This window comes from Lacticaseibacillus boliensis (assembly GCF_054784775.1).
On record NZ_BAAIHN010000001.1, the window covers coordinates 86,526 to 103,504 of the forward strand.

General features: G+C 51.7%; 19 protein-coding genes. All 19 read right to left on the reverse strand.

Features of this window, described 5'->3' with window-relative positions:
* Positions 1–35: 35 nt before the first annotated feature.
* The 19 genes from rseP to ACYVRB_RS00480 all read right to left on the reverse strand — a co-directional run bounded on the left by rseP (position 36) and on the right by ACYVRB_RS00480 (position 16,973).
* Positions 36–1,277, reverse strand: a complete 1,242-nt coding sequence (gene rseP, locus ACYVRB_RS00390) for an RIP metalloprotease RseP (protein ID WP_461212842.1) — start codon at positions 1,275–1,277, stop codon at positions 36–38.
* A gap of 21 nt (positions 1,278–1,298) precedes the next feature.
* The gene (locus ACYVRB_RS00395) at positions 1,299–2,087 is read right to left on the reverse strand and encodes a phosphatidate cytidylyltransferase (protein ID WP_461212843.1); all 789 of its coding nucleotides are present in this window, start codon (positions 2,085–2,087) and stop codon (positions 1,299–1,301) included.
* A 17-nt stretch (positions 2,088–2,104) separates the two neighbouring features.
* On the reverse strand, positions 2,105–2,854 hold the full coding sequence (locus tag ACYVRB_RS00400) for an isoprenyl transferase (RefSeq protein ID WP_461212844.1): 750 nt from the start codon (positions 2,852–2,854) through the stop codon (positions 2,105–2,107).
* A 233-nt stretch (positions 2,855–3,087) separates the two neighbouring features.
* Positions 3,088–3,645: a ribosome recycling factor gene (frr, locus tag ACYVRB_RS00405; protein WP_461212845.1), complete on the reverse strand. Its 558-nt coding sequence runs from the start codon at positions 3,643–3,645 to the stop codon at positions 3,088–3,090.
* A 16-nt stretch (positions 3,646–3,661) separates the two neighbouring features.
* Positions 3,662–4,387, reverse strand: a complete 726-nt coding sequence (gene pyrH / locus ACYVRB_RS00410) for a UMP kinase (RefSeq protein ID WP_461212846.1) — start codon at positions 4,385–4,387, stop codon at positions 3,662–3,664.
* 127 nt (positions 4,388–4,514) lie between these two features.
* A complete protein-coding gene (gene tsf, locus ACYVRB_RS00415; protein WP_461212847.1) occupies positions 4,515–5,387 on the reverse strand; it encodes a translation elongation factor Ts in 873 nt (290 codons plus the stop codon).
* Between the two features lie 105 nt (positions 5,388–5,492).
* Positions 5,493–6,269: a 30S ribosomal protein S2 gene (rpsB, locus tag ACYVRB_RS00420; RefSeq protein WP_461212848.1), complete on the reverse strand. Its 777-nt coding sequence runs from the start codon at positions 6,267–6,269 to the stop codon at positions 5,493–5,495.
* A 147-nt stretch (positions 6,270–6,416) separates the two neighbouring features.
* A complete protein-coding gene (locus ACYVRB_RS00425; protein WP_461212849.1) occupies positions 6,417–6,683 on the reverse strand; it encodes a GIY-YIG nuclease family protein in 267 nt (88 codons plus the stop codon).
* Positions 6,673–7,407, reverse strand: a complete 735-nt coding sequence (locus ACYVRB_RS00430) for a tRNA1(Val) (adenine(37)-N6)-methyltransferase (RefSeq protein ID WP_461212850.1) — start codon at positions 7,405–7,407, stop codon at positions 6,673–6,675. Before ACYVRB_RS00430 ends, ACYVRB_RS00425 begins: the two co-directional genes overlap by 11 nt.
* 153 nt (positions 7,408–7,560) lie before the next feature.
* Entirely contained in the window at positions 7,561–8,718 is a 1,158-nt protein-coding gene (gene metK / locus ACYVRB_RS00435; RefSeq protein ID WP_461212851.1) for a methionine adenosyltransferase, read from the reverse strand.
* Entirely contained in the window at positions 8,715–9,755 is a 1,041-nt protein-coding gene (locus ACYVRB_RS00440; RefSeq protein ID WP_461212852.1) for a helix-turn-helix domain-containing protein, read from the reverse strand. The genes metK and ACYVRB_RS00440 overlap by 4 nt, the downstream gene beginning before the upstream one ends.
* Positions 9,756–9,768: 13 nt before the next feature.
* On the reverse strand, positions 9,769–11,052 hold the full coding sequence (locus ACYVRB_RS00445; RefSeq protein WP_461212853.1) for a PocR ligand-binding domain-containing protein: 1,284 nt from the start codon (positions 11,050–11,052) through the stop codon (positions 9,769–9,771).
* Positions 11,053–11,132: 80 nt separating this feature from the next.
* A complete protein-coding gene (locus ACYVRB_RS00450) occupies positions 11,133–12,323 on the reverse strand; it encodes an acetate/propionate family kinase (RefSeq protein WP_461212854.1) in 1,191 nt (396 codons plus the stop codon).
* Positions 12,324–12,351: 28 nt separating this feature from the next.
* Positions 12,352–13,452 carry an iron-containing alcohol dehydrogenase gene (locus ACYVRB_RS00455; RefSeq protein ID WP_461212855.1) on the reverse strand — a complete coding sequence of 367 codons (1,101 nt, stop codon included), beginning with the start codon at positions 13,450–13,452 and terminating at the stop codon, positions 12,352–12,354.
* Positions 13,453–13,463: 11 nt separating this feature from the next.
* Positions 13,464–14,891, reverse strand: a complete 1,428-nt coding sequence (locus ACYVRB_RS00460) for an aldehyde dehydrogenase family protein (RefSeq protein WP_461212856.1) — start codon at positions 14,889–14,891, stop codon at positions 13,464–13,466.
* Positions 14,881–15,174, reverse strand: coding sequence for a EutN/CcmL family microcompartment protein (locus tag ACYVRB_RS00465; protein WP_461212857.1), 294 nt, complete (start codon positions 15,172–15,174; stop codon positions 14,881–14,883). The genes ACYVRB_RS00460 and ACYVRB_RS00465 overlap by 11 nt, the downstream gene beginning before the upstream one ends.
* Positions 15,175–15,182: 8 nt before the next feature.
* Positions 15,183–16,043 carry an ethanolamine utilization protein EutJ gene (eutJ, locus tag ACYVRB_RS00470; RefSeq protein ID WP_461212858.1) on the reverse strand — a complete coding sequence of 287 codons (861 nt, stop codon included), beginning with the start codon at positions 16,041–16,043 and terminating at the stop codon, positions 15,183–15,185.
* 23 nt (positions 16,044–16,066) lie between these two features.
* Positions 16,067–16,690, reverse strand: a complete 624-nt coding sequence (gene pduL, locus ACYVRB_RS00475; protein WP_461212859.1) for a phosphate propanoyltransferase — start codon at positions 16,688–16,690, stop codon at positions 16,067–16,069.
* A gap of 4 nt (positions 16,691–16,694) precedes the next feature.
* Entirely contained in the window at positions 16,695–16,973 is a 279-nt protein-coding gene (locus tag ACYVRB_RS00480) for a BMC domain-containing protein (protein ID WP_461212860.1), read from the reverse strand.
* Positions 16,974–16,979 lie beyond the last annotated feature (6 nt).

The following is a 16,979-nucleotide window of genomic DNA, read 5'->3' on the forward strand; positions in this document are numbered from 1 at the left end:
AAAAGCAGATTATGTTCACTAACGACTGTGGGTCGTTAGAATTGCCGTAAAATATCGTTGATCGTTACCGCGACTAGTAGTAAAACCATCAAGCCCGCTCCGATCAGCGTCACCACGCCTTCTTTATCGCGCGACAGCGGCTTACGCCGAACGATCTCAACAAGGTTTAACAAAATCTTCCCGCCATCTAACACCGGAATCGGAATCAAGTTCATGATCCCCAGGTTCAAGCTCAAATAGGCTAAGAAGAAGATCATCGACACGATACCACCTGCCGCATAGCTCGCCGTCATCGTGTAAATACCAACTGGTCCAGCCAGTTTATTCAATGAGAAATGTCCTGTCACCATGGACTTGAGCACCGTCAAGATGCGCGTGGTGAGACTCCAAGTCTGGGTAAAGCCGTAGCTGATCGCGGCTTGTGGGGACTTGTCCATCAGGATGGACACGCCGATCAGACCTTTTTTGTCCGGCTTGACGGCCAGTGACCGCACCTGACCTTGTTGCTCGGCCTTCACCGTCAGCGTCTGCTTCTTGTGTGCGGTGACAACTTTTTGCAGATCAGTAAAGGTTGTAATTTTCGTGCCGTCGATAGACTGAATCTTTGCACCAGAAACCAAACCAGCCTTGGCCGCAGGCGACCCCGCCTGCACCGTTCCGATTTGATTGGTGTTGAGTTGCGGCGCGCCTGCCATGAAGCCCACAACGATGAACGCCAGAATGGCCAAGATGAAATTATTCATTGGTCCAGCAAAATTCACCAACAAGCGCCGCCAGACGCTGGCATTTTGAAACTGCACGTCGCTTGGCGCAATCACGACTTCGGTACCATCGGCTTCGATAATCGTCGCATCGTGGTCGACACGCCAAGACTTAAGCTGGGTGTCGTCCCCATTTTCATAGCCGGTGATCGTCAGGGTATCTACCAAGTCGCAGGTATCGACTTGCACCGGCACACCACCTTGGAGCGTCACCTTGTTGGAGGTGTTGATTCGTGTCACGACCTGCTGATCATTCAGCGTGAGCATCAACGTCGTGCCGGGCTTGATCTCGTCATCTTCGTCTTGCCAGCCTGCCATGCGCACATAACCACCAAGCGGCAACAGCCGCAACGTATAGGTCGTGTTGTTTTTGCGCGTCGCAAAGAGCTTAGGCCCCATGCCGATCGAGAATTCACGCACCAAGATGCCAGAACGCTTGGCAAAAAAGAAGTGCCCGAACTCATGCACCAAAACCAAGATCACGAAAACGATGATGAATGCAATGATTGTTTTCATAGTTGCACCCCTCTCAAGAGATCAGATGATCCCCAGCAAATGTAACATCGGAAATACCAATAACATGCTGTCAAAACGATCTAAGATGCCGCCATGACCTGGCAAGATCTTACCAGAATCTTTGACGCCATAATACCGCTTGAGCGCAGATTCGATCAAATCACCGAGTTGCCCAATGATCGACAGGAACAGCGTGATCGCCATCATTGGCCAGAAACTATAATACTGCGGGAAAAAGTGCAGATAAATCGCCGCAAAAATTAGCGCGACCACGTTTCCACCAATACTACCTTCCCAGGTTTTGTTTGGTGAAATCGCCGGCCACAGCTTATGTTTGCCGAGCTTGCGCCCGACCATGTATGCCCCAGAATCGGTCAGCCAAACGATCAGCATCGCAAACAACAGCGTATCTAAGCCAGCGCCGTTACGCACCGCAATCAGGTTGTGGAACCCGACCCCGATATAAAACATCGCCAGTGTCGATACCGACACGTCATCAAAGCTGGTATGGTTTTTCGTTGCCACCGTCACCAGTAACAAACACGCGACAGCAATATAAAGCAAGTCGAACCGATTCAGATGCTGGGGTAGCCATCTGAAATAGCTATCCGGGAAAACCACGATCAAGGTGCCTAGACTTGCAAATAAAAAGTCTGCAGACATAATGATGCGCTTACGCATGATAAAGACTTCCGACAACGCCACTAAGGCTAACACCGACGCGGCAATTTCCAGCCAGATCCCGCCGGCGATTAGAATCGGAATAAAGATGATCAACGCCACAATGGCGGTGATGACTCGTTGTTTCATAGGTTATCCGTCCCTCACTATTTAGTTAAGCCGCCGAAACGCCGATCGCGCTGTTGATACGTCGCGATCGCTGCTTCTAATGTTTCCGGCTTGAAATCTGGCCACAAGGTATCTGTAAAGACCAGTTCAGAATACGCTAACTGCCATAGCAAAAAGTTAGAAATCCGCTCTTCGCCGCTGGTACGGATCAGCAGATCAGGATCCGCCAATTCACCAAGCCCAGCCGTCATCAGGTGCGCCCCGATTGTCTGCGCATCGATCGCCTCGGGCGCCAGTTGCCCAGCCTGGACATCAGAAGCGATCTGCTGGGTGGCTTGGACCAATTCATCGCGTCCACCATAGTTCAACGCAAAATTTAAGATCAAACCGGTATTTTGCGCCGTGTCTGCGATTGCATCTGCAACCGCTTTGCGCGTATATGCCGGCAGCGCATCGCGTTCGCCCATGACACGCACCTGGACGTTTTCAGCAATTAACTCTGGCACAAACGTCCCGAAGAAATCGACGGGTAACTTCATCAAATAGTTGACTTCACCTTCCGGCCGCTTCCAGTTCTCTGTCGAAAACGCGTACAGCGTCAACACCTTGACGCCAAGGCGACTAGCAGCCTTAGTGATCGTTTTAACGACTTCCATTCCTTGTTTATGGCCGGCAATTCGTGGCAAAAAGCGCTTCTTCGCCCACCTACCATTGCCATCCATGATAATTGCGACATGTGCTGGGATCCGTTGCGGGTCCAGCTGGATCGCATTGTTGTTAGCCTTCACGGCTGATGCCTCCTTTGGCACTGATAGTCATTCTTACTGATTGTATCAGAAAACCCGATGTCGATGAAGCATTCCGGCCACATATTCAGAGAATCCACAACCGACAATGACGATAAATCGCAGAAATCGGCTGATTGCCGGTGCTGGCTACCGCGTGATGACTTCTGAACACAAAAGCGCCGGTGCTTCCGAATGGTTTCAGAAGCACCAGCGCCGATCACTTCAAGCCATCATTAGCCTTCAGTGATTTCTTTTTCTTTATCAGCGGCAATTTGATCGATGTGCTTAGTGGCATCATCGGTTACGCTTTGCATCTCTTTTTCAAAGCGATGAAGATCGTCTTCAGTGATGTCACCGGCTTTTTCTTGCTTCTTCAGCTTATCTAAAGCATCGCGCCGAACATTACGCACCGCGATCTTGGCTTCTTCAGAATACTTGCCGACTTCCTTGGCCAGTTCTTGGCGACGCTCCCCAGTGAGTTGTGGGACAACCAGGCGGATGGCAGAACCATCGTTGGCAGGGTTGATGCCCAGATCAGACATGTTGATCGCCGCTTCAATTTCCTTGAGCACAGACTTATCGTATGGCGTCACCATCAACACCCGTGGTTCCGGAACCGTAATGGCGGCCATCTGGTTCAGTGGCGTCATCACGCCATAATATTCAACTTCGATCCGGTTCAGCAAGCCTGCGTTAGCGCGGCCGGCGCGGATTGAACCAAGTTCACGCGACAATGATGCCGCAGACTTGTCCATGTTGACTTTGGCAGCTTCAATAATTTCGTTAGCCAATGTGATTCCTCCTAAGTTAAGCTTTACCTTTGATGGTCGTCCCGATGTTTTCCCCTTCAACAACGCGTTTGATGTTGTTGGCTTCGTTCAGGTTGAAGACCACCAGCGGGATGTCATTGTCCATCGACAGCGTGCTTGCGGTCGAGTCCATGACGTTCAACTGCTTGTTAATGATATCCAGATGGGTGAGGGAATCGAACTTGACGGCGTTTTCATCCTTATTCGGATCAGCGTTGTAGACGCCATCGACACCGTTTTTGGCCATCAGGATCACATCTGCGTTAATTTCAGCAGCACGTAATGCTGCCGTGGTATCCGTTGAAAAATATGGGTTCCCTGTGCCGCCGGCAAAAATCACGACGCGCCCTTTTTCCAAGTGACGAACAGCCTTGCGCCGGATGTAAGGCTCAGCGATCTGGCGCATCTCGATAGACGTTTGGACACGCGTTGGCACGCCAAGACTTTCGAGGTTGTCTTGCAAGGCCAGCCCGTTCATCACGGTAGCAAGCATGCCCATGTAGTCAGCCTGCGCACGTTCCATGCCCATTTGCGCACCGGTTTCGCCGCGCCAGATGTTGCCACCGCCGCAGACGATCGCGATCTGGACACCGAGATCATGAACCGCCTTGATTTCCTTAGCGATATCTGCGATCACGGGTGGCTTGATACCGAAACCTGCTTTGCCCGCAAGTGCTTCGCCACTCACTTTGAGCACGATACGTTTATATTTAACCATTGTCACGATTCCCTTCGTATTTTCTGTTTTTAGTTTACCATAACTCGACTGAACTTGCGCACCTGCACAGAAAAAGCGTCGCAACGGCGACGCTTCTACTGCGGCGCAAGGCAAGCTGCCTTGTGAGCTTGTTTTACTTGATTTGACCCATCACTTCGTCAACGAAGTCGTTGGCCTTCTTTTCGATGCCTTCGCCGACTTCAAAGCGGACGAAGCCCTTTACAGTCGCGTTTTTGCTCTTGGCAAACTCAGCAACAGTCTTATCGGAATCCTTGACGAATTCTTGGTCGACCAATGAAATTTCGGACAACCACTTGTTGACGCGGCCCTCAACGATCCGAGGAACGATCTTTTCAGGCTTACCTTCAGCCTTCGTTTCTTCGGTGAAGATGTCGGTTTCGTGTTGCAGTTCGTCTGCAGGCACTTCAGAACGGTCGAGATACTTCGGGTTGATCGCAGCAACATGCATCGCAATGTCGCGGGCTGCCTCTTCGTCGCCGCCTTCAAGGGTGACCAACGAAGCAATTTGGCCGCCGTTGTGCAGGTAGGCACCAAAGTTGTCGCCGTCGTTCTTTTCAACGATGCTGAAACGACGGAAGGAGATCTTTTCGCCGATCACAGCAGTCAACGCCTTAGCAGCGTCGTCGATGGACTGGCCATCCAGATCCAATGCCAAAGCGGCTTCTTGGTCAGCCGGCTTGTTGGCAGCCACGGTCTTAGCCACAGAGGTCACAAAGTTCTTGAACTTGTCGTTAGAAGCAACGAAGTCGGTTTCAGCGTTGACTTCGATCACAGCGGCGGTGTTGCCGTCGATGGCGATTTCAGCAAGCCCTTCAGCAGCGATGTTGCCTGCCTTCTTGGCTGCTTTAGCCAGGCCTTTTTCACGCAAAACGTCGATTGCTTTGTCCATGTCGCCGTCTGCGGCAACCAAAGCCTTCTTGGCGTCCATCATCCCAACTTGCGTGCGGTCACGCAGTTCCTTCACTTGAGCAGCTGTAATAGCCATTAATACGTCCTCCTCAGGATTAGCAGTTTTATGATTTTGTGCGGATAAAAAGCGCCGCCTGCAGATCTTGCAGTTGCGAGATGTCAGACGGCGCATGTTTAAGAATTACTTGTTGTCGCCTTCAACGGCTTCAACGATGTCTTCGATGGAATCAACAGGTGCATCTGCAGCTTGTTGTTCTGGCGCATCGTCTTGGTCTTCGCCTTGGTTACCTTCGATAACAGCATCAGCCATCTTCGAGGTGATCAGACGAACGGCGCGGATCGCGTCATCGTTAGAAGGAATGATAACATCGATATCATCAGGGTCTGTGTTGGTATCAACCATCGCAACGATCGGGATGTTCAGCTTTTGGGCTTCAGAAACCGCAATCTTTTCCTTACGTGGGTCAACGATGAAGATCACATCTGGGATCCGAGGCATATCTTCGATACCGCCAAGGAACTTGGTGAGCTTATCTTGTTGCTTCTTAAGCAGGGAAACTTCCTTCTTAGGCAACTTGTCGAAAGTGCCATCGGTAGCCATCTTCTTGATGTCCTTGAGGCGCTTGATCCGGGTCTGGATGGTGTTCCAGTTGGTCAAAGTCCCACCAAGCCAACGATGGTTAACGTAGAATTGGCCGGCACGGGTTGCTTCTTCAGCAATCGCATCTTGGGCCTGCTTCTTGGTCCCAACAAATAAGAATACGCCGCCTTGTGTCGCTTCATCTTTAACGAAGTTGTAGGCATCGTCGATCATCTTAACGGTCTTTTGCAGATCGATGATGTAGATACCGTTACGTTCGGTGAAGATGAATGGCTTCATCTTAGGGTTCCAGCGACGAGTTTGGTGACCAAAATGGACACCGGCTTCAAGCAGTTGCTTCATGCTTAATACAGACATTATAGTCCTCCTAAAGGTTTTTTCCTCTTGCCGAATCAATTCGTGTCCAGACTCTTGCGAGCACCGAGGACACGATCAACGACAATGTTTTTTGTGTGTTACCACACTTGATTAATCATACGCCAAGGTCAAGGCCTTGACAAGCCTTTACCACTGAATTTTATGGGCGCGCAAAAATGCCTCTTTGGCGGCGCGACTTTGATGTTTGAAATGCCACTCCGCAGACAGCGCATCGTGTTTGCTCGCAAACGCTTCGGCGTACAGCAACACCACCGGCAAGCGTTGTTTAGTATATTTCGCCCCCAACCCAGCGTTATGGGTCGCAACGCGCTGGCCAACATCGGTGGTAAACCCGCCATAAAACGACCCATCTGCACAACGTAAAACGTAAAAATAATAAGGTTTAGTCGCCATACAACGCCGCCTGCACTTCTGGGGTATACGCCCCATTCGCGTCATACACTGTCAACGGCGGTAAGATCCGGATCCCATCCGGCTTGCCGCTTCGGATGGCCTCGATCAAGACCATGTTGGCCTCACGATCAGCTTTGGGATGGATGAAACGCAGCCGTTTTGGGGCCAAGTTAGCCGCCACCAACGTCTGTAGCAGCTCAGCCAAACGATCCGGACGGTGGACGAAAAAGGCCTTGCCTTGATACTTCAATAAGCTCGCTGTTGCCGTCGCAACAGTTTGAAACGTCGTCGTGAGTTCGTGGCGGGCCATAGCAAGGTGATCGTTAGGATTGACCACATGCCCATCATCGAGTTTGAAGTAAGGTGGGTTGCAGGTCACCACATCGACACTGTCTTTGGACACCACTGTCGCCACGTCTTTAAGATCGAGCTGGTGGACATCCACATTGGTGAAGCCATTAAGTCTCACCGAACGTTTGGCCATATCTGCTAGTCGGGGTTGCAACTCGATCAGCGTCACCTGTTCATCCGTGCGCGGCGCGACAAACAGCCCGACTGCCCCATTGCCTGCGGCCAGATCGACAACGCGACTGTGTCGTTTGACGTCAGCAAACGCCGCTAACAACACGGCATCCAGTGAAAAGGCAAACACGGTTCGCGATTGGATGATCTGCACCCCTGCCGCTTGTAGCTGATCGATCCGTTCATCTGGCAATAATCCCATCGCGTCGCCCTCCTGATGTGTCATAATTCATCAATTATAGCGAACGTCTTGCCAGACGACAACCAGGCGCTTGCTGGTAGCCAACCGTCACCCTCACGCCAGAACAAAAAAATCCCAACCAACTAGTGGCCGAGATTTGCTTGAATTACCAGATCAAGTAAGCTGTTGAATGACTTGCGCCAAGCGCGCTGCTTGACCTGTGGCCTCCCACGAATACCCATAGCCCGGCTTGAAGTGCCCGTATACCGCTGTCGACGCAAATTGCGGGCGGGCAAGATTCAGGGTTTGCATCATCCCCGCAACGGAATAATCGAAACCATTACAGATCACAGTACGCAGTAACGCCAACGGTTTCTTTTCGGTGCCGAAAGTCTCCACGCTGATGCTAACAGGGTCCACAACGCCGATTGCATAAGACAAACCGATCAGGCATCGATCAGCGAGGCCCGCCGCGACAATGTTTTTGGCGACATAACGCGCCATGTAAGCGCCCGAACGATCGACCTTGGTCGCATCCTTGCCAGAAAAAGCACCACCGCCATGAGGAATCTCCCCACCATAAGTGTCGACCATCAGCTTGCGCCCAGTCAGCCCTGTATCTGCCGCTGGACCTCCACGGACGAAGCGGCCGGTGGGATTGATGTAAAACGTCGTTTGGGAAAGCGCGGCGTCAGGCAATTCAGTCCGAATCACGTCTGCTAACAAGCGTTGGCGCACTTCAGACTCTTTCCATGCGTCACTGTGCTGTGCTGAAAGCACCACGCTGGGAATACACAACTGGCCATCGACTTGGGCCACGGTCACTTGCGCTTTGCCGTCAGGATAAAAGCCTTCGAGCTGGCCTTGCAGGCGCAAGTCGTCTAATCGTTTGACCAGTCGGTGTGCATAGGCCAACGCCAGTGGTAAATATTCTGGTGACTCGTTAGTCGCATAGCCATAAACCGTGCCTTGGTCACCTGCTCCGATACGGGTTTGATCCTGCTGCACCCCACGGTCGATATCGGGGGACTGTTGGTGGACGTTGATCAAAATCGTGCACGTCTCGGCATCTAGGCCACATGCCCGACTTTGATACCCAATTGCAAGTAACTTTCGCCGGACGATCTCTTCGATTGCGATCCTGGCAGCGGTTTTGACCTCGCCTGCGACCACCAGCATCTGGTCGGAAAGCAGACACTCAACGGCAACATGCGCGTGTGGATCTTGCGCCAGGTAAGCATCTAATAACGTGTCTGCAAGCTGGTCACACACCTTATCCGGATGGCCCATCGCAACAGACTCTGCAGTTTGGGTTCTCATTCCTTGATTCATGACATCACATCCAATGTTTGCTGCTTTGCGGATTGCAATTGTTTCTTGTACTGACTCGGCGTCACCTGTTCATATTTTTTAAACACCTTGGTGAAATAGCCGGGTTCGTTATATGCCAACTTGAAACCAACATCAATAATTTTTTCTTCATTAAAGTAGAAATCTGCTTTGGCAAGCTGAATCTTACGCAACTGCCCGTATGCGTTCATGCTGATGCCGACACGTTCTGCAAACAATCGCCCAAGATAGTTATGGCTGATGTTGCAAGCCTGCGCGATCTGGACGATCGATAGCTCCTGATACAAATGAGCCTCGACGTATGCCAAAACTTGTTGGAGCGGAAGGCACTGACGAGTGGCTCGGAACGCGTACACCACGTCGAACAAATAAAACAAGTAAAGTTCTAGCTCAAAGCGACTCCGTATGCCAACCTGGACGTGGCGATGCAGTGCCTTGCGAAGTTCCTCTCGCTGTTGCGTATCAACGCAACCACACAATGAACAGCCAACGTCAAACAAACGCTGCAACTGGTCGTTAGGAATCCGTCCGTTACTATCACGCAAGATTGCCGTACCAATCGCATCGATCATGTGATACGCGCGTAAGAAATCTTGCCCCAGCACAGCTTGCTCGAAAAGCTGTACAAATACAGGCGTCGCGGCTTGCGGCGCCAAACAATCGAGCACCTGACCAAATTTTTTTACCGAAAACGGCAACTTCATTCCCCACGAACAACCGGAAGCAAATAGTGCCTCCCAAAACTGGGAGCCAGTCACCGTCGTGTAACAACAAATCAACAGCTCTGGATAGCTGGCCTTCACCTGCCGGATCAATTGAATGCTGGCAAACCCTTGGTTGTGGGTGTTGATAATTAACAGCCGTGGTTGGCGTTCACGAATGGCATGCAAAAGCGTTGTCGGGGAACATTCAGATTGCACCACGCAGTCAAACCGTGCCTGCCTAGTGACTTGGTTTTGGATTGCGCGATTCAACAGCGGTTCGAGTTGGTACAACATCAGTGGCACTTGCTCTACCATCACGCTTCTCCTTTCAGCGATTCAACGGAATGGTCAACGTTACCGTCAAGCCGTGGCCTGGCTGATTGATGAGCTGAATATCTCGCTCAGCACCAAACAATTGCATGAGCATCCGCCGGGCACTTTCGATATTCAAACATTCCTCAAAAGCACCTGCAGCCTGCTGCGGTAGCGGCGCCTGGCACGCCGCAAGATCCTTGCCGGACATACCCAACCCATTGTCACTGACCCTGATCGTGAAATCTGTCTTTGTCTGCACGATGTCGATCGTGATCTCGCCACGCTGATGTCGAGGCAAGACGCCGTGAATCACAGCGTTCTCAACGAAGGTAAACAGTAAAAAGCGCGGAATCATTAAATCCCGGGAAGACTTGGCTTCACGGTTGATCGTGTAAGTGAAAACATTTGGGAAGCACAGACTCTGTACCTTCAAGTAATCTTTAACATACTCGAGCTCTTTGTCCAACGCAATCACTGCGGTATTGTTTTCTGCAAGATGGCTAAGCATCTCCGCATAAATGCAAACCAGCTCATTAGTCTGATTTGCCCCTTCGATTGCCGCCAACTCACCAACTGCATTCATAATATGGGTGACAAATTTAGGCGGCACCCCCAGCTGACTGCCACCAGGCGGCGTGCTGAAAGCCTGACGTGCCGTTGCCAGCTCGGCAGTCAGCTTTTCTTGAGCTGCGACTGCAGTTTGGGCCGCGGCCGTTGCCAGTTGTTTTTGAACCATCTCTTGCACGTACAAAAAGAATAAATGTGACACGACTTGCAGCTGTTGAACACTCAACGGCGCCGCTTCCCAATAAGCAGTCTGTAACTCCTCTGACAATTCGTCTTGCTTCTGGTTGAATGTGTGCGTATGTTCGAGCATTGTCGCATCGTCTTCGGCTCGCACCTGCCCCATCAATACAGCGCCTAAATAGGCATCTTCAACAACAATCGGTACTGCACAGTCCATCAAACCGGCCGGACACAAGTAGACATAAGGCGACCCAAGCATCGCTGCTTTCAATCCACCATACGCGTCTGAGAAAAAACAATTCTTGCGGCACGCCGCCTCTTGACGGCGTAACGCACAAAACCGGGTGAAGCCGGTTTCTTTGGTAATCGGCACACCCTTCGAATCAACGGTAACGATCGCGACACCGGAGATTTTAGAGACTTCATCTTGGGCGCGCTGCAGTGCGTCAATGTCGAGCAGGTGCCGGATGCCAAAGCCGCCAGAAGAACCAGAGGCTTCGCTTGCACGGATATTGGGACTCGTCATCGCGTGACCATCTAGATTAACCATGATTAATGCTCCTTGTTATGCCCCTTTGGAACCGCTATCATATTAATCTATTATAGTCACAATTGTCCCCACGCGCCCAGTTAAATTTGCGTGACAGCCGCTTGCTTGAGACGATAAGTATCACGAGCAATCACAAGTTCTTCGTCTGTTGGGATAACCAATACCGGCACGCTGGAACCAGTTGCATCAATACGCGTCTCATTAGTTGCATTACGGTCAGGATCTAACCGAATACCCAGACACGCCAGCCCAGCACAGATCTGTTCGCGGATAATCGCCGACCGTTCACCGATGCCGGCAGTAAAAACCAAGCCATCTAGCCGCTGTAATTGGGAGCGATAAGTCAAGATATACTTTTGGATGCGCTGAACAAACATCGCCACCGCGATACGGGCTTGCTCTTTGCCAGCCTCAACGGCGGCCAGCACATCGCGCAGATCGTTGGATACCTCAGACACCCCGAGCAAGCCAGACTCTTGGGTCATCATCGCGTCGAGTTGCGCGGCATCGAGCCCATATTTACGTTGCAAATATGTGATAGTCATCGGATCGATGTCCCCGCAACGGGTGCCCATCATCAACCCTGCCGTTGGGGTAAAGCCCATGCTGGTGTCAATCGATTGGCCGTTGGCAACACAACAAATACTCGACCCATTGCCCAGATGGCAAGTAACAAAATTAGCTTGCTGTACATCTAAGCCAAGCACATCTGCAGCCGTTTTGGCCACAAAACGATGACTGGTGCCATGGAACCCATACTTTCGCACCTTGGCTTCGCGATAATACCGATAAGGTAGTGGATAGAGGTAATGCTCTGGCGGCATGGTTTGGTGAAACGACGTGTCAAACACCGCCACTTGCACCGCCTGAGGTAAGCCAACCATGAAACTACGGATCCCTTCGAGGTTGATCGGGTTATGCAACGGTGCCAGCTCGTTTAGCGAAGCAATCTGTTGGCACTCTTTAGCTGTCACGATACTTGATTGTTTGAACAACTCACCACCGTGTGCCACCCGGTGCCCAACGCCGACGATTTCATCAAGCGACGCCACAACGTGCATCTCGGTCAGTTTTGCAAGCAACATGGCAACTGCTTCTTTGTGAGTACGCAACTGAGGTTTTGAGACGACTTGTCCGAAGCGCAATTCAGGTTGGGCTTCCCCAATCCGCTCAAACAACCCGCTGATAATCACCTTTTCGCTAGGCATGTCATATAGTTTGAATTTTAATGAAGAGCTTCCTGCATTGATTGCTAGAATTTTTTCAGACACAAATGCACCTTCCTTTCTGCCCGCACCACTACAGTACTGCTAAGACAAGTTTGACCACGTCAGCCTTGGTTGCGGCAACCGGATTGCCGGCAAAGGTGAAATCATGCATCGCGTTATTGACAATGGCGTCCAACGCCGTTGTCACCTGCGCGGTCGTGATCTCACATGCACGCAATGACTGCGGACAAGCCAACTGTTTACTCAAAGCCTGCACATGCGCAATCAGCGCAGGAACGCCTTGTTCGCCTTCTGGGAAAACGATCTGGTTAACCGCGGCATATTTCGCCGCACTTCGCGCGTCTTTGGCGTTAAACGCGATGATATGCGGCAACATGATCGCGTTAGCCAACCCGTGGGGAAGATGAAACTGACTGCCAAGCTGATGGGCAATGGCGTGGCTGAGCCCAACGCCGGCATTATCAAACGCCATCCCGGCGATACAGGCGGCTTGTTGCATCGCAGCATAATCGGCCTCAGGGGTCGCCGCAAAACACGGTCCTAAGTGGCGGAAGGTCAAGGCGATCGCCTGGGTCGCTAACCCGTCTGTAAACCGCGTCGCTCCCGTTGCAACCAGTGCTTCTAAACCATGGGTCAATGTGTCCATGCCACTGTATGCGCAGACTTTTGGAGGACACGATTTGACGATTTCTGGTAGCAAAAGCGCCACATCCGGTTGCAACAAAGCATCAAACAAAGGATACTTCACTGCCGCATCAGGGTCCGTAATCACCGCAAAGCTGGTCACTTCCGAGCCGGTGCCGCTAGTCGACGGCATCACATACAGGCTGGCAAGCGCATCGGCTGGGTGTCTAAAATGTTCACAGTAGCGGACTGCTTTCATCGTGTCGATCGCAGAACCGCCACCAATGGCTAACACAACAGTCGGCTGAAAAGCGTGATATACGCTCACTCCGGCTGCGACCTTGGCAAGCGGCGGGTCCGGTACCACATCAGCAAAAACGTGAGTCTGATTTTTCGTGTTAAGGGTTTGAATAAGATTTGCCACCAGCGGATCAGCAACCAAAAAAGGATCACAGCCGATCAGTACACGTTCTTGCGTCAACGCCGCCAAAAATGTTCCCACGGCATCACCAAATTTCACTTGGGTATGAACGCCAAAGCTTTGCATACGTATCCCTCTTATCTGATTGAAAAACCATCTGTTAACACACACCGCCGAATCCGAGCAAAGCTACGTGCGGTCGTGGTGCCTTCGCCAGTCGGGGTCGCAATCGTAAACGTCGTCGGGCCTTCGCCGTTGAATCCGATGCCGGCGTATGATGGCCCGTTTTTGACAAAAATCGATGTCTGCATTTCGCGTGCAACTTGATCCAATCGGGTAACATCTTGAGAATGGATCAATGCCGTATGGTGTAGACCGTGCTCCAACTCCAGGCAAGTCGCCAGTGCTTGGTCAAAATCCGGGACCCGGATGAATGGCAGCACCGGCATCAACATCTCGATTTTGGCGAACGGGCTTTGAGCGTTCGCATCGACCAACACCAGCCGCGGATGACCGCTATAGCCAATTTTGGCAGCTTGAAGGATCTTTTCAGCAGATTGGCCCACATATTGCTTGTTTGGCGTTTGTTTTGGCGTGACGACCAACGCCGTTAATTTTGCAATTTCTTCCGCGTCGTCTAGGTAGATTGCCCCAGCATTTTGCATCGCTGCCAAAAGCGCATCAGCAACGGATTTGACCACCACGACATTTTTTTCCGCGATACAAGGCAAGTTGTTATCAAAGGACGCCCCATCGACAATGTTTTGGCTGGCCTTGGCAATGTTCGCTGTTTCATCTACCAACACCGGTGGGTTGCCGGCGCCAGCCCCAATTACTTTTTTCCCGCTTTTCATCGCTTGCGTGACCACACCAGGACCGCCAGTAACAGCCAACAAGCTAATATCGGGATGCACCATCATCTCTTGGGCGGCTTGAATCGATGGCTTGGCGATCGTCACAACCAGGTTCGGAATCGCACTGACATCTGAAACGATGCGATTAATGCGGGCAATCAGCCACTGCGAACTGGCCATTGCCCCAGGATGAGGACTGAAGTACACCGCGTTGCCAGCGGCTAACATGCTAATGCAATTATTGATAATGGTCTCAGTCGGATTAGTACTAGGGGTAATCGACCCAATGACACCATATGGGCAATATTCATACAGCGTCATCCCATTATCCCCGGTGATAACTTGCGAGCTTAACGCCAGATCTTCAGTTCCTGGCGTCTTGGTTAGCGCCAGGCGATTTTTCAAAATTTTATCGTCAAGGTTGCCCATGCCAGTGTCATCAAAACCTCGCTTGGCAATCTCATCAATTTCTGGTGCGAGTTGATCACGTAGCGCTTGAACGATTGCTTCACGCTTAGCCAAGGTACTATGAAAATAGGCACGCTGGGCAACTTTGGCTGCGGCAATTGCCGCATCGACGGTGTCAAACACCCCACTGAGCTCGGCGTCAGCGACCACTGGCGCCATTGTTGGTTCGGATTCAGGCGCGGCTGGTGTCGGTTTCTTACCACTAACGATCTGATTCACCAATTGTTCGATATCAATTTCCATTTATTAAGACCTCGCTTTGCTCCGTAAAGTCATCCAAGATCCCGACAATCGCCGCGTCGATTGGCGCGTCTGTCTTAACAAGTCCGCGCGTAGCCGCACTGCCGCAGGTCACGAGCACATAATCACTGCTACCTGCGCCAACGCGATCGATAGCAACAATCAAATGTTTCGTCTGAATATCGGCTTGGCCGCGCAACAGTTGCACGATCAATAATTTATTGCCTGTCAGCTGTGGTTCCTTTCGCGTCGACACGACGTTGCCGATCACTTTAGCGATGTACATGGATTCACCTAGTTTCTTTTTGGTTGAGTCGCTTGCGCGACACTCATTGCGATCCCCAGCGGCGTCACGAGCCGAGGCTGATGCGGCTGCACGACAGAAATCTCAAACCGTTGTTGAAACGCCGTCACGCTCTGGCTAAAGTCAGTCGCACCACCGACCAGATAGATCACCGACGGCGATACTGGTGCCTGTTGAATAAATTGTTCCGTGATCGTGGCAACTTTGTCGATCACTGGCTGAATGATTGGAAATACTGTCTCTTCTTGTGCAGGTAGCCTTTTCATGGCCTCAGCAGCCGCCAATGTCAGTCCTAAGCGACCGGCCAACACTAATGTGATCTGGGTACCACCAGTTGGTTCATCACCGGCAAATACCACCTCGCCATCGGCCAACACACTAATTCCTGTGGTCCCACCGCCAACATCGACAATTACACCATCTTGAACCCCCAACGCAACTGCTGCGGCGGTCGGCTCATCAAAAATACCAACAACGGCCATGTCTGCTGCTTCAAGCACATGGCCAACGACGGCCTTGTTGTTCCCAATCGTTCCGGGGGGAATCGCACCGGCAGCTGCCAGTAACGAAACTTGAAGTGCGGCTTCTGCTTGGGCTTTTAACCTCTTGGTGATCGCCACGGCTTCGCCGTAATTGACGACCAAGCCATCGCGAACAACATTGGCGTCTTCTGAAGCCGCAAACACCGGCTGATCGTCATCATCGACAACCACCAGCACGATCGAGCTGGTGCCAAGATCGACCCCAACTTTATAGCAACGGTCTTTTGCGAGCGGCTCCGGTTTTTTGCCATCAATGAGCCATGCTGCTAACTGATCGAGCTTTGAATTTGCGACTTGCAAGGCGTCCATATTGACCTCCGACCCTCTGAAAGCTAGCAGAAGCGTCCAAACGCACCTGCAGTGAGGTTGGCCGCGTTCGCTTCGTCTGTGTCCACGTGCATCTCTAACTTGAAATTTGCGCCGGGACGAATCTCGACATCATCATAAACAAGGTGGCGATCAGGCCCATCCAAAGCGATTGCGACAGTATCGCCACGCTTAAATCCCAGTAGCGAAGCTTCTTGGTCAGACATGTGGATGTGGCGTTTGGCAACGATCACGCCACAAGTCAGGTGGACCGTTGCCACTTCAGACTGCAGATCGATTCCTGGCGTGTCAGCAACATCGCCTGACAACCGCACCACCGCTGGGACCCCAAGCGTACGCGCATCCGTTGCTGAGATTTCAACTTGACACTGCGCCCGACAAGGCCCCAATACCCGCACGTGGGAAATCGTGCCACGTGGCCCCTTGACTGTCAGCGTCGCGGTGCTGGCAAATTCTCCTGGTTGGTTTAGCGGCTTTTTGACGGTGATGGCTTGATCTGGAAAAAGCTCAGCATACACCGCTTCCGTCAGATGGATATGGTGATTGGAAATCCCGATCGGTACCTTAACGACCGTTTTAAGATTCTGCAATACTGCCTTGATGGCGGCTTCTTTTTGCGCGTCGTTCATTAATCTACGCCTCTTCGATCGTTAACATCTTCTCAATATCAGCGTGCGGGCGCGGAATGACATGCACAGACTTCACTTCGCCGACGTTGCCCGCGGCGACTGCTCCGGCATCTGTTGCTGCCTTGACTGCGCCAACATCCCCACGCACCAACACGGTGACCAAGCCGGCCCCGATCTGCTTGTAGCCGATCAAGCGTACGTTGGCGGCCTTGACCATGGCATCGGCGCCTTCTACCGCGCCAACAAAGCCTTTGGTTTCAATCATTCCTAATGCGTCATTCATGTTATT